9 protein-coding genes and 2 pseudogenes are annotated in these 13,860 nt (G+C 63.6%); 2 read left to right on the plus strand and 9 right to left on the minus strand.

Annotated features, from left to right (window positions below; all coding sequences use genetic code 11):
* Nucleotides 1-18: 18 nt before the first annotated feature.
* The 3 genes from CIT37_RS29235 to CIT37_RS29245 are packed head-to-tail and all read right to left on the minus strand — an operon-like array spanning nucleotide 19 to nucleotide 4,584.
* A complete protein-coding gene (locus tag CIT37_RS29235) occupies nucleotides 19-537 on the minus strand; it encodes a PRC-barrel domain-containing protein (RefSeq protein ID WP_028143094.1) in 519 nt (172 codons plus the stop codon).
* Nucleotides 538-557: 20 nt separating this feature from the next.
* Nucleotides 558-2,762, minus strand: coding sequence for an amylo-alpha-1,6-glucosidase (locus CIT37_RS29240; protein ID WP_028143095.1), 2,205 nt, complete (start codon nucleotides 2,760-2,762; stop codon nucleotides 558-560).
* A 58-nt stretch (nucleotides 2,763-2,820) separates the two neighbouring features.
* Nucleotides 2,821-4,584: an ABC transporter ATP-binding protein gene (locus CIT37_RS29245; RefSeq protein WP_028143096.1), complete on the minus strand. Its 1,764-nt coding sequence runs from the start codon at nucleotides 4,582-4,584 to the stop codon at nucleotides 2,821-2,823.
* A gap of 275 nt (nucleotides 4,585-4,859) precedes the next feature.
* Between CIT37_RS29245 and CIT37_RS29250 the strand changes: the two genes are divergently transcribed.
* Complete coding sequence (locus CIT37_RS29250; RefSeq protein WP_028143097.1) at nucleotides 4,860-5,930, plus strand: glycosyltransferase family 4 protein; 1,071 nt, start codon at nucleotides 4,860-4,862, stop codon at nucleotides 5,928-5,930.
* 183 nt (nucleotides 5,931-6,113) lie between these two features.
* Here the strand turns inward: CIT37_RS29250 and CIT37_RS29255 are convergent, their stop codons facing one another.
* From CIT37_RS29255 to CIT37_RS29275, 5 genes and pseudogenes are all read right to left on the minus strand, one after another.
* Nucleotides 6,114-8,045, minus strand: a complete 1,932-nt coding sequence (locus CIT37_RS29255; RefSeq protein ID WP_095426399.1) for an alkyl/aryl-sulfatase — start codon at nucleotides 8,043-8,045, stop codon at nucleotides 6,114-6,116.
* 129 nt (nucleotides 8,046-8,174) lie between these two features.
* On the minus strand, nucleotides 8,175-9,416 hold the full coding sequence (locus CIT37_RS29260) for a TRAP transporter large permease (protein WP_049801726.1): 1,242 nt from the start codon (nucleotides 9,414-9,416) through the stop codon (nucleotides 8,175-8,177).
* 306 nt (nucleotides 9,417-9,722) lie between these two features.
* Nucleotides 9,723-10,151 (minus strand): annotated as a pseudogene (locus CIT37_RS29265) (TRAP transporter small permease); the annotation flags it as partial.
* 154 nt (nucleotides 10,152-10,305) lie between these two features.
* Nucleotides 10,306-11,307 carry a DctP family TRAP transporter solute-binding subunit gene (locus CIT37_RS29270; RefSeq protein ID WP_038946977.1) on the minus strand — a complete coding sequence of 334 codons (1,002 nt, stop codon included), beginning with the start codon at nucleotides 11,305-11,307 and terminating at the stop codon, nucleotides 10,306-10,308.
* A 199-nt stretch (nucleotides 11,308-11,506) separates the two neighbouring features.
* A pseudogene (locus CIT37_RS29275) lies at nucleotides 11,507-12,276 on the minus strand (methyltransferase domain-containing protein).
* A gap of 147 nt (nucleotides 12,277-12,423) precedes the next feature.
* Between CIT37_RS29275 and CIT37_RS29280 the strand changes: the two are divergent.
* On the plus strand, nucleotides 12,424-13,167 hold the full coding sequence (locus tag CIT37_RS29280; protein WP_095426400.1) for an SDR family NAD(P)-dependent oxidoreductase: 744 nt from the start codon (nucleotides 12,424-12,426) through the stop codon (nucleotides 13,165-13,167).
* A 60-nt stretch (nucleotides 13,168-13,227) separates the two neighbouring features.
* Here CIT37_RS29280 and CIT37_RS29285 read toward each other — a convergent pair whose 3' ends face one another.
* Nucleotides 13,228-13,845, minus strand: coding sequence for a DsrE family protein (locus CIT37_RS29285; protein ID WP_244611290.1), 618 nt, complete (start codon nucleotides 13,843-13,845; stop codon nucleotides 13,228-13,230).
* Between the last annotated feature and the right edge of the window lie 15 nt (nucleotides 13,846-13,860).

The raw sequence follows: 13,860 nt of genomic DNA on the forward strand, positions 1-13,860 counted from the left end.
GTCAGCCCTCCCGGCACCTCACTGGATCGCTTGCAGCGGTTGAAGGCTGCCGGACGCGCCGAGCACGACGATCGGCGTGTCTTCCTTGTATTCCGGCGCGGCCGCGACCTGCGCCTTGGTCAGTTCCAGCGTGATGCTGTCCTTCTTGTTGGCAATCTTGCCGAAGCGCAATGCGTTCCAATCCACCACGATCTTGCGGCTGCCGACCCCGAGAAATCCGCCGAAATCGATGGCCGCGGCGCGGACATGGCCGCCGCGGTCGACGATGACGTCGACGATGCGACCCATGTCCTCATCCGCGGCGCTACGCACGTCGCGGCCGAGCACGCCATGGGCCTCGCTCGCGCCGATGATGGTCACCGACGGCGGCGGCGCGGCGTCCTTCGGCGTGACCGGGACGGCCGAGGTCGGCGACGCTGCCGTCGGCGCTTTCGCCTCGCTCTGCCCTGCAGGCGGCTCCTCTGCGGCGCGCGACGTGGCCACCGCCAGGCCCGCGACGATGGCTATGCCAAGGATCAACGCTCCGATCGCACGCATGACACTCTCCCTGCGCGCCGCTAGCGCGCCAGCACGATCGACACCTGGATCTGGCCGCGCGTGCGCAAGACTTCCAGCGCCACGTCGTCGCCGTGTCGGCTGACACGAAGATCGACACTGGATTCGCCGAGCCTGAGATCGCGCAGGATCACCTCGTTGAGGAACGCCGGCAGATGCGGGTTGCGCAGGCGAATCTCGCTGCGCGCCACGTCGAACTCGATGCCGAGCGCCGCCTCCAGCAGCGTGAACGGCGTCGCGCTGGCCCAGGCCTGCGGCGCGCAGGCGACCGGATAGAGCGTCGGGCCGCGGCGCTTCTCGCGCCGGAAGCCGCAGAACAATTCGGGCAACCGGCGCAGGTCCATATAGGTGGCGGCGTCGAACAGCCCCTTGAAGACATGCGCGACCGAATGCTTGAGGCCGTAGCGCGCGAGCCCGAGCGCGATCAGCGCGTTGTCGTGCGGCCAGATCGACCCGTCATGATAGGACATCGGGTTGTAGCGCACCTCACCGACGGCGACCGTGCGGATGCCCCAACCCGAGAAGAAATGCGGCCGCATCAAATCGGCGGCGACGAGGCGGGCACGGTCCTCGCGGATCATGCCGCTGAACAGCACCTGGCCGGCGTTCGAGGTCCGCACCTTGCAGGGCCGCTTCTTGCCGTCGAGGGCGGGAGCGTAGCTGCCGAGCTCCTCGCACCAGAACGCCTTCTCGAAGCGCTCAGCCAGCGTCCTGGCTTCGGCCTCGAGCTTACGCGCACGGTCCGGCTTGCCGAGCCTCAGCGCGCAACGCGCAGCGAGCAGCTTGGCTGCGTAGACGTAGCCCTGGACTTCGGCGAGCGCGATATTGCCTTCCGCAAGCTGGCCGTCGGCATGGAAGATCGCATCGTACGAGTCCTTCCAGCCCTGGTTGGCGAGCCCCTTCTCGGTCGCGCGCTGGTATTCGACGAAGCCGTCCTGGTCCGGATCGCCGGGACCGTCGATCCAGGCCAGCCCCGCCTCGATCGCCGGCCATAGCTCGATCAAGGTCTTCTCGTCCCCGGTCCGCTCGAAATAGCTCCCGGCGAGCAGCACGAACAGCGCGGTCGAATCGACGCTGCCATAATATTGCGCGAACGGCACCTCGCGCAGCGCCGCCATCTCGCCGCCGCGCATCTCATGCAGGATCTTGCCGGGCGCGGCATCGGCGAGCGGATCTGTCGCCTTGGCCTGGAAATGCGCGAGCCGGCGCAACACGCCCTTGGCGACGCGCGGATCGACCCACAGCATCTGGAGCGCGGTGATCAGGCCATCTCGGCCGAACGTCGTCGAGTACCAGGGAATGCCGGCATAGGGATAACGCCCCTGCGGCGTCTCCGTCATCAGCATGTTGAGGTCGGCCATGGCCTGGCACAGCACCTCGTTGAAGATGTTGTTCGAGGTCTCGATGCTGGCGGCGCCCATCGTGGACCGGCGCATCTCGCGGCGATGGGCGAGCAGGCCCCTGAAGAAGCGTGCGGGCTTCTCCGCGACCGGCCGGTTGCAGGATACAGCGACGAACAGCGATTTGGATTCATGCGGGTCCAGCTCGATCTGCCAGGTCGCGGCATTCACCGACAGCCGCGTCGGACGCGGGTCGAAATGCAGGCCGGTGGTGCGCTCGGTGTCGTCGAGGCCGCGATATTCGAACAGGACGTCGGTCGGCCCGAGCAATTTGCTCGTGCCGGTCCCGCGGCGCGGGCGGCGCTCGCCGCGGACCTCGAACAGATCGGCAAAATCGTTGTCGAACAGCAACGTCAGCTCGAAACTGGCCCGCCCGTCGCCGTGGTTCTGCACGCCGATGCGCTGATAGGCCGTGCCGCGCCACAGGAAGATCGTGCGCACGATGTGCAGCAGGTCCTTCTGGAAGACGAGGCGGCCCTGACGGTAGATGTCGGGATTGGTGAGATCGACGGTGAGCGACGAATTATCGTCGCGCAGATTGGAGCCGAGCAGCAGCGGCTGGAGGTCGTCGAGCACGAGCTCCAGCCGTGCCAGATAGCGGGTGTCGTAGTGAAACAGACCGTCCGGCCCGCCGGCGGAGGCGCCGATGTCGCCATGGCTGTCGAGCACGATGAAGGTGTCGTCGTGCTTTAGGGACCGCCGCGGCCGGGCCGACGGCCCGGTCATGGGAATGTAGAAAGGCTGTTCCGCAACCTGTTCGGAGGTGCGCGTCACGGAGACGAATTGGGCTACGGCTTCGGCCGACATGAGCTGCTCCCCTGCGCTTGTTTCGAAACGCAACCGACTCGAGAACGCGACTGTGGGTTTACGCGGCGGCTTGCGCGAGCCGGCTCATTTCCCGCGTGACCAGCTCACGATATGGCCCGTGGCCCTGCATCAGACGCTCCGGCGAACCGTCCTCGATGATCTTACCATGCTTCAGCACCACCACGCGGTCGAAATTGCGCAGCGTCGCCAACCGGTGCGCGATCGCGATGACGGTCCGGCCGCGCATAAGGCGCGATAGCGCCTCGCGGATCGCTTCCTCGGACTCGCTGTCGAGCGCGGCGGTCGCCTCGTCCAGCAGCAGGATCGGCGCATCCTTCAGGAAGGCGCGCGCGATCGCGATGCGCTGGCGCTGGCCGCCGGACATCTTGACGCCGCGGTCGCCGACCATGGTGTCGAGGCCATCGGGCAGGCTCTCGACGAAATCGCAGCGTGCTGCGATCGCCGCGCGCAGCACCTCGTCATCGGTCGCATTCGGCCGACCATAGCGGATATTCTCGCGGATGGAACGGTGGAACAGGGAAATGTCCTGGGGCACCACGGAGATCGCCTCGCGCAGGCTCTGCTGCGTGACCTTCGAAATGTCCTGGCCGTCGATCGTGATGCTGCCCTCGTCGGTATCGTAGAAGCGCTGCAGCAGCGTGAACAGTGTGGACTTGCCGCCGCCGGATTGGCCGACCAGGCCGACGCGCTGGCCGGGCTGGAGCCGCAGGCTGAAGCGCTCGAAGATCTTCTCGCCGCCGGGATAGCCGAAGGTGACGTTATTGTACGCGATCGCGGCGCCGCTCTTGACCAGAGGCTCCGCCTCGGGATGATCACGCAATTCGTGCGGCACCAGCAGCGTGGCGATCGCCTCGGTCAGCCGCGCAACGTGCTGGGTTACGTCGACCAGCGCCACCGCAAGGTCGCGCGTCGCGCTCAGGATGGAGATACCGAGCGTACAGACCAGCACCACGTCGCCGGTGGTCGCCTCGCCCTGCTGCCAGAGCGTGACTGCCCAGGCCATCAGCGCGATCGTCAGAAGCACGGTCACAGCGGCATGCAGCAGCCGCAGCTTTTCCAGATAACGCAGGCTGCGGCTTCGCGCGGTCAGTTCCCGGCTCACGGTCGCGTCGAACCGCTCGTGCTCGTGGCCGATACCGCAGAAGGCCCGCACCAGGGGCATGTTGCTGATGACGTCGATCATCTCGCCGTCGACGACGGCGGCCTTGTCGGCGAAATCGTCATGCAGCGGCTTGCCCGCGGCGGCGAGGCGGAACATCGCAACCACCATGCCGCCGGCAATCACGATCAGGCCAAGCGCCATGTAAGGACTGACGGTTCCAATCAGGGCGATTGCCGCAATTGTGGCAATGCAGGGCGGCAAAACGTTCCAGACGAACATGTTCTCAACCGTGAACACCGCGTTCGACGTCGCGGTGATACGGCTCGTCAACATGCCGGGCATCCGGTCCGAGAAGTAGCTCGGCGCGTGTCCGGTCAGATGACGAAATATGTCACGTCGTAAGTCTCCCGTGACACGAACGAAGGTGAAGCTCGCCGTCCAGCTCGCGATCCGCCACAGGAAGTTGTCAGCGGCGATCAGCGACATGAGTAAAATGAATGCCAGCCATACGCCGCCGCCTTGCGAAGGACCCGCAGACAAGGCGTCGACAAGGGATTTGACCCCGTATTGGGTGCCTACGGAGCAGGCAACCGCCGCAACGACCGCGGCCAGGATCACCAGATGCGATGCCATTCGCATCCGAAGATAGCGCAAGACAAAGGCAAATGGCCTGCGCGCGTATCCAGAAAGATGATCCATTTGGCTATCGCCCCGTTTGCTGGTCTTCATTTTGTTACTGATCGACTGAACATCGACCAGTTCGCCTCGGTTCCCGGGCAACCTCATCACGACATGCGGATGCGGACGATCTGCGAAGATGTGATGGCAGCATCGCGACGAACACCGGACGTGTCGAATAAGTAACCTTTGGAGGAAGGAACTTCGCAAGTGCGGGAACGTTCCCTTGGCTGGCATTGCCGGTGCCGACAAGCGGGGGCTTTCTACGATCATGATCGCACAAAGGAGATGGTGAGATGCGCATCGCGCAGGTTGCTCCGTTGACGGAGGCTGTTCCACCCAAGCTGTATGGCGGCACCGAGCGGGTGGTGCATTGGTTGACGGAAGAGCTGGTGGCCCTCGGGCACGACGTGACGCTATTTGCCAGCGGCGACTCGCAGACATCAGCCAAGCTGGATGCGCTGTGGCCCAAGGCGCTCCGTCTCGACGGTTCCGTACGTGACCCCAATGCACTGCACATGGTGCTGCTGGAGCGTGTGCGGCAAAAATGTGACGACGAGGAGTTCGACTTCCTCCACTTCCATCTCGACTATTATCCGTGGTCGTTGTTCCACCGCCAGCCGACGCCATTCCTGACCACGCTGCACGGCCGGCTCGACCTGCCGGAGCATCAGCCGGTGTTCAACACCTTCTCGAAGATGCCCGTCATTTCGATCTCCAATGCGCAGCGACGGCCGGTGCCGCAGGCGAACTGGGTGACCACGATTCATCACGGTCTTCCGGAGAACTTGCTGACGCCGAAGCCGGCGAAACAGGAATATCTCGCCGTGCTCGGCCGCATCGCGCCCGAGAAGGGCGTCGACCGCGCCATCAAGATCGCGACCCATTGCGGCATTCCGCTGAAGATCGCGGCCAAGGTCGATCGTGCCGACCAGGATTACTACGACGAGCTGATCCGGCCGATGATCGAGAACAATCCGCTGGTGGAGTTCATCGGCGAGATAAGCGATCACGAGAAGTCGGACTTTTTGAGCGGCGCGCTCGGCCTTCTGCTGCCGATCGACTGGCCGGAGCCGTTCGGCCTTGTGATGATCGAAGCCATGGCCTGCGGAACGCCGGTGGTCGCCTTCAACCGCGGCTCGGTGCCGGAGATCATCGACGAGGGGCTGACCGGCTTCGTCGTCGAGGATGTCCTGAGTGCAGCCGGCGTCGTCAATCGCCTTCCGCAACTTGACCGCACTGCGATCCGCAAGCAGTTCGAGGCGCGTTTCACGGCGCGGCGAATGGCACTGGATTACCTCGCCGCCTATCGCAGCCTCGCCGAGGAACAGTCGCCGCGGATCAAGCTGGTGAGCAGCGCGGAGTAGGCTAGCCACAATCACAACTGTCGTCCCGGACAAGCGCGCCCTAAGCGCGCGCCGATCCGGGACCCATACTCCGCAGCATTAGTTTTGCGAAGACTCGGAGTTGCCAGCTCGCGCAAAAACGCAATCCTGTGGTTATGGGTCCCGGCTTTCGCCGGGACGACACTGGTATTGTTGCGAAAGCACCTACCTCACCACCGCCCGCTTCGGCTCCACGATCTCGAACATGCGCGGAAACTCGTCCATCAGGCCCATCAGCTCGGCGAGCTTCATCGGGTTGCCCGACAGCTTGACCTTGCCCGCAGCCACCGCCTCCGGAAAGCTCGTCAGCTTGGCGATCACCTCGTCGAGCGTTGCGCGCGCCAGCGTGAAGCTGGCATCGGCGCCCTCTGCCTGCACGCCCTCGCTATAGGTCAGCGCGCAGTTCTCCAGATTGAGCACGAAGGTCTCGCCGGTATCGGAAAAACTCCAGTTCAGCACGATGCGCTTGCCCTCGGCGTTGGGACCGTTGAGGCGGATGCCGAGCACGTCCCAGAGCTGGCTGGTGCGCAGCGCAGCCAGCGTCTCGCGCGGCATCGGGGGGCGCGCCGGCACCTTCGGCATGCCCTGGCGCAATTCCTGCGCGCCGAACAGATAGGCGTTACGCCAGGTCGCGCTTTCGGCGGCGTAGCCGAGCTGCTCCAGCGTGTCGGCGAGCAACGCGCGCGCTGCCGCATGGTCGGGCTCGGCGAAGACGAGATGGCCGAGCACTTGGGCGACAAAGCGGAATTCACCCTTATCGAAATCCGCACGCACCCGCGCGAGGATCGCATCCGCCCCGCCCATATACTCGACGTACTTCCTGCCTGACTCCACCGGCGGCAGCGGATCGAGATTGACCGGGTTGGCGTCGTACCAGCCGAGATATTTCTGGTAGATCGCCTTCACATTGTGCCGGATGTGGCCGTAATAGCCGCGGCCGTGCCAGGCGCCTTCCAGGCTCTTGGGCAGCTGGATCGTCTCGGCGATCTCGGCCGCGGTGAGGCCGTGATTCATCAGGCGGATGGTCTGGTCATGCGCAAATTTGTAGAGGTCGCGCTGCTGCCGGATCATCGTGCCGATGCGGTCAGCTCCCCACACCGGCCAATGATGTTGGCCGCACATCGCCTCCGCCTTGCCGTCCCAGAGCTGCAAGGCCTCGCCCAGATATTTTGACCAGGCCAGCGCGTCGCGCACGTCGGCACCGCGGAACGGCAACAGATTGTGGAAATTATGAGTGCAGTTCTCGGCGAGGTTCAACAGCCTGTAGCGCGGGATGAAGAAATGCATCTCCGCCCGTGCTTCGCTGTTCGGCGCCATCTGGAATTCGAACTCGACGCCGTCGATGACGCGCCTGTCGCCGGTCGCCATGATCAAATCGGTCGGGCGTAGCAGCGCAACTGATCCTGCCGCCATCGACTTACCGAGCCCGCAATCGACCTGCCCCCGCGTCCCCTTGGCGAGCAGCGGCCCGAACTGATACTGCGCCCGGCGCAGCATCGCGGGGCCTGCGATGATATTCTCGGAGACAGCGTGCTCCATGAACAGGTTCGGAGCGATGATCGGCACGCGGCCGGTGGCGAGCGCGTCGTCCTCCAGCACGCCGCGCGCGCCGCCCCAATGATCGGTGTGGGTGTGGGTGAAGATCACGGCAGCAACGGGCTTCAGGCCACGATGCCTAAAGTAAAGATCGAGCGCGGCGCGGGCGCCTTCGATCGAGGTCAGAGTGTCGACGACGATGACGCCGCTGTCGCCCTCGATCAGCGTCATGTTGGCGATGTCGAGCCCGCGTACCTGGTAGACACCGGGCACGACCTCGAACAGGCCGTGCTGCATGTTGAGACGCGACTGCCGCCACAGGCTCGGATTGACCGTAGGCGGCGCCTGATCGGTGGACAGAAAGCCGTAAGGCTCGAGGCTCCAGACCGTCCTCCCTTGCGGGTTCGTGATCGTCGCGTTCTCGATCGTTCCGAGGAAGCCACGCGCGGCGTCGTCGAAATCCCGCGTGTCGGAAAACGGCAGCGCGTTCAGCATCGTTGTTTGCTGCGCGACGACGGACGGCGTCGCGTCCTTCGGCTCGCTGTTCGAAATGTCCGTCATCGAGATGGCTCCCCTGATCTGGTGAGAGCCATCTAACCGCATCTCACAGCCGTTTGCCATTGATGGAGCGAAGCGCAGCCGGGTTCACTCTCCCCTGGAGGGGGAGGTCGCTTCGTGCAGCTCCCATCGCTACATCCCCAGCAATCGCGGCAGCCACAGCGACAGCCCGGGCCAATACGTCACCACCACCAGGAATCCCAGCATCGTCAACAGCCACGGCCACACCGCGACCGTGAGCTCGGTGATGCCCATCTTGGCGATGCCGGAGGCGACGTAGAGGTTGAGGCCGACAGGCGGATGGCAGAGGCCAACCTCCATGTTGACTGTCATCAGGATGCCGAAATGGATCGGGTCGATGCCGAGCTTGATCGCGACCGGAAACAGGATCGGGGCCATGATCAGGATGATCGAGGACGGCTCCATCACGTTGCCCGCCAGCAGCAGCAGCAGGTTGACGAGGAGCAGGAAGCCGATCCACCCCAGGCCCTGGTCGATCATCCATTGCGCCAGTGCTTGCGGCACATTTTCGTAAGTCATCAGGAACGAGAACAGGACGGCGTTGGTGATGATGTAAAGCAGCATCGCCGAGAGATTCGCCGACGACAGCAGCACCCGCGGCACGTCGCTCAGCTTCAGGTCTTTATAGATGAACACGGCGACGATGAAGGCGTAGACCGCACTGACGGCGGCAGCTTCGGTCGGCGTGAACAGGCCGCTGTAGATGCCGCCGATCACGATCACGATCAGCAGGATGCCCCAGATCGACTTGCGGAAGGCATCGAAGCGCTCGAACAGCGTTGCCTTCGGCATCCGCGGATAGTCGTTGCGCCAGGCCCGATAGAACGTCGTGGCGCCGAGAAGCGAGGCCAGGACCAATCCCGGCACGATGCCGGCGATGAAGAGCTTGCCGACCGAGCTGTTGGTGGAGACGGCGTAGAGAACCATCGGGATCGACGGCGGAATGAGAATTCCAAGCGAGCCCGACGTCGTGATCACGCCCGCGCCGAACCGCTTCGGGAAGCCTTGCGCGACCATCGCCGGCAGGATCACCGAGCCGATCGCCACCACGGTCGCCGGCGACGAGCCGGAAATGGCGGCAAACAGCGCGCAGGCGACCACCCCCGACAGCGCGAGACCGCCGTACCAATGGCCGACCAGCGAGGTCGCGAAGGTGATCATCCGCCGCGCCACCCCGCCATGGGTCAGGAAGTTGCCGGCGAGGATGAAGAACGGGATCGCCATGATCTCGAAGTTCTCGATGCCGGTGAACAGCTTCAGCGCTACCGATTCCGTGCGCACGTCGGTCAAGGTGAACATGAAGCTGAGCACGGTGAGACCGAGCGCGATCGAGATCGGCATACCCGTCAGCATCAAGGAGAGCAGAAGCGCGAACACGATGAGGACGCGCAAGCCCTGCGGCAGCGTGATGACATGGCCCGCATGCGCGAAGCACAGCGCGACGATCAGGACTGGCAGCAGCATCAGGATCCAGCCGAGCGGGCTGCGCTCGTCGCGGACGACCTGACTATGCGTGACCGGCGCCGGATGCACCGGATCCGCCTCGACCCCCTCGACACCCGCCATGTCGTGATGCGGCAGTTCGCCGGTGCGATGGAACGACCAGGCGACCTGCAGGAAGCGGAAGCACATCAAGCCGGACCCGAGCGGGATGGTGAGATACACCATCCACATCGGTGCTTCCAAATCGTTGGATTGCTGGCCGGTCTGCCACATCTGCCCCACGAACGCGGCGCCGAAATAGGCGACGATGGCGGTGAAGAGAGCGCCGCACAACAGACCGAAGGTGATGACGCGGCGGCGCGATCCGCCGGGCAGGATGTTGACCAGCACGTCGACGCCGACATGGATGCCGGTCCGCACGCCGTAGGCGGCACCGAACTTCGCCATCCAGATGAACATGTAGATGCAGAGTTCCTGCGCCCAGGACAAATCAAGCGCGGCAAGCCAGACGAATGCAGCGCGCGCCGGGACGGCGAGGAAGGTCAGGTTGCGGGCTTCCGCCCATTTGGCGATGTCGATCGACAGGCCGGCGCCGTAGCGGTGCAGCACGGCGACGAAGATGAGCGACGTCGCAGCCGCGATCATCGTCGCGATCAGCCATTCCTCGAGATGATCGAGCACACGATTCAGCACACGCAGCAACTTCGTCCCCCCAGCATTGGCTCGTCCATTCAAGAGCGAACGGCCGGGAGTGCGATCACCCCCGACCGTTGCTATTGTTCTTGTCAGGGCGCGGCCGTCAGTTCATCTTGACATCGAGTTCCTTGGCGACGAGATCGAGCACTTCCTGCCCGACCCGGCCCTTTGCCCATTTATAAGTCGGCTGCATCGCGTCCTGCCACGCCTTGCGATCGGCATCGGTCAGGTAATGCAGATTGGTCTTGCCTGTCTTCTTGATCTCGGCCAGCGCGTCCTCGTTCTCCTGGCGCGCGATCGAGTTGGTGTAGTCGGATGCCTCCGCCATCGCCTTGTCGAGTTGGGTGCGGATATCGGGCGGCAGGCCCGACCAGAACTTCGAATTGACGATGACCGCATATTGCAGATGCGCGTGATAGGAAACGGTGATGTCTTTCTGCACCTCGTAGAACTTCTGCGTCAAGTAATTGGACGCGGTGTTCTCGCAGCCGTCGACCACGCCGGTCTGCAAAGCCTGGTAGACCTCGGAGAACGCCATGATCTGAGGGATGGTGCCGACCAGGCGGAAATACTGGTCGGCGACCTTGGATCCCGAGATGCGGAACTTGAGGCCCTGGAAATCCGTCGGCTTTATCAGCGGACGATTCGAGGAGACCATGTGGAAGCCGTTGTCCCAGTAAGCGAGGCCGGTAATGCCCTTGGCCTCGAGCTTCTGGAATAGCCACTTGCCGATGGTGCCCTTGATCGCGCTGGAATAGGTTTGATCGTCCTTGAATAGCCAGGGCAGATCGAGCGCCTCGAACTCCTTGATACCAAGGGGCGCGAATTTGGCGGTCGAAGGGGCAAGCATGTGCACCGAGCCGAGCTGCAGCGCCTCGATCTCCTCTTTGTCCTTATAGAGTGTGGAGTTCGGGTAGACTTCGACCTTGACCTTGCCGTCGGTGTAGTTCTCGGCGAGCTCCTTGAACTTCAGCGCGCCCTTCCCCTTCGGCGTGTCGTTGGCGACGACGTGGCTGAACTTGATGACGATCGGAGTTTGGGCCTGCGCAACAACGGGGGCCAAAACGAGCGCGGCCGCCGCGACCGCGAGAAGCAGTTTGCGCATGAAGACCTCCCAACAACCTCGACAAACCGGGTGCTTTTTTTGTTTTCCGGTTTGAGTAGTGGCAGCAATCCGCAGGCCGAACAACTAGACCTAAGCCCAATTTGCCGCAGCCAAGCTATCTTGACGAGCGCTGTCTACGCAACCCGGCACCTGCTTCCATCCAGGGGAACGAGCGCTTATGTCGCATTGCGGCAGTGCATTAGCTCTTGCGCTGGGCGACCATGAAGAGACGGCGGAACGGAACAGGGTCTGCCCCGCCGCATTCTTCGGATAGGCCCTCGCAACCCGCGCGCCATAGGCGGCTTCGAATGCAATCTTCTCCTCGCCTGCGAGCACGTCGAGATAGCGCGTCAGCCAAGTCCCCTTGGTCCATTCCTTGACGGGGTTCTCGCCTTCCAGCACTTGCAGATATTCGGTCTCCCAGATGTCGATGTTGGCCGACATCGGCGCAAGAAGATCGTGATAGAATGCCGGGCCCTCGACCGGCGGCGGCGTCACGAGATGCTCGACCTTGGACCGCCACGGACCATCAAGCGCCGTCTCGCCGATCAGCACATGCGACGGCGCCAGAAAGTTGCGCGGCATCTGCACCGCGAGCATGCCGCCAGGCCTCACCTTCTCCATGACCGATGGAAACAGCGCCGCATGATTGGGCAGCCAGTGCAGTGCGGCATTGGAATAGATCAAGTCGTACTGCCCGGCGGGGCGCCAATGGCCGAGGTCCTCGTGGGACCATTCCACATCGGGTGCAGCCTTGCGGCCGGCGGCAACCATCTCGGCGGAGCCCTCGACGCCGGTCACGCTCGCCTCCTGCCAGCGCTCCTTGATGAGTTTTGTCACGTTGCCGGCGCCGGCGCCGAGATCGGCAATCTCGCGGGGGCCAAAATCCGGAATCCGCATCAAGAGGTCAACGGCGGGCCGGAGCCGGTGGCCGGAGAATTTTAAGTATTGCTGCGGATCCCAGACCATCGTCTCAACGCCTTTTTCTTTTTCGTGTTTCCTTCAACGTCGCTCTTGGTTACCACTGCTCCTCCCGCTCAGGCAATTCGCAAGGCGCGCGGGACGGGCAGGAAACGCACAGCAATAAGCAAGAACCAAACAAGAGAGCGTGTCACCATGGACCTCGGGCTCAAATCGAAAACCGCTGTCGTCACCGGCGCGAGCATCGGCATCGGCCGCGCGATCGCCAAGGGCCTCGCCGCCGAGGGCGTGCGCGTCGTCGGCGTGGCGCGGCGCACCGATCTTCTCGCCGAGCTGGTGAAGGAGGAAGGCTCCGGGCTGATCACGCCGCTCGAACAGGACGTCATGGCCAAGGATGCGGCGGAGCGGATCGCCGCCTTTGCGGTGAAGGAGCTCGGCCATGTCGACATCCTCATCAACAATGCCGGCGGCAGCCGGCCGCTGCCGGTCGATGCCCCCGACAGCAAATGGGACGAGGCGATCGCGCTGAATTTCACCAGCTACCGCCGCATCGCGCATGCGCTGCTGCCGCAGATGATCGAACGCAAATGGGGCCGCATCGTCAACATCACCGGCAAGTCCGAGCCGGAAGGCCTCAACGCGGCGTTCGCCGCCAAGGCCGCCGTGCACGCCTGGGCCAAGGGCCTGTCGCGCGAGATCGGCGAGCACGGCATCACCATCAACTGCATCCCGCCCGGCCGCATCATGAGCGAGCAGATCCGCCGCAACTACGCGCCTGACTATCGCGAGCGCTTTGCGGAAGAGGAAATTCCGGTCGGCTATTGGGGCGAGCCGGAAGACCTCGCCGCACTGGCAGTGTTTCTTGCCTCACCGGTGGCGCGGTACATCACGGGCACGGTGATCCCGGTGGACGGCGGGCTGAGGCGGTATCAGTTCTAGGGTTGGTCTCCTGAATCCACGGCCCGCGAACGCACGCCTTCTCCGGTTTGACGCCGGACCTCACGGCTTGACGTAACTCCAGCCCTGCTCCTGCAGCTCCATGACGCGGACGACGCCGGATTTGACGATCGTGGCCTGTGGAATCAGGGTTATGTCCTTGTTCTCCGCCTTGCGCATGTTTTCCTGCGTGTTGCCGCAGGCTTTAAAGGAGATTTCGGGATGGCTCATCGCGAGCACCTCGATGCGCGGCTTTACCGGCGAGGTGTCATCGCGCAGCATGTGAAGGCCAGGACCAAAGGTGACGACCTCGATCGACACCGGTTCACCGAGATCGCGATAGTACTGCGCGACGTTGCTCGCATTGTTGAGCGTGAGGTTCATCATCGCAGGGTCGTTGGAATTAACCTGCAGCACCAGCCGGTGCGACTTTTTCGCGCTCTCGGTTTTTGTAGCCTGAGCCATCTTCGTGCTGTTCGGAGGATCCTGCCTGATCGCGTGGTTCTGCCGCGGCTTGCTCACCTGCTTCTGTCCACCCGGATGCTTCGCGTTGCTCGCTTGGCTCTTCTCGCGCGCCTGCGGGATCCACTGGTTGTCCTGCTGCGCCTGCGCGCCTGGTCCGACCAGAAGCAGTATCGTCAAGCCTCCGATGAGTGCCATCGCCAACTTTGGATTGATCATCTCGTGTCTCCCATT

The organism is Bradyrhizobium ottawaense (assembly GCF_002278135.3).
Classification (GTDB): domain Bacteria; phylum Pseudomonadota; class Alphaproteobacteria; order Rhizobiales; family Xanthobacteraceae; genus Bradyrhizobium; species Bradyrhizobium ottawaense.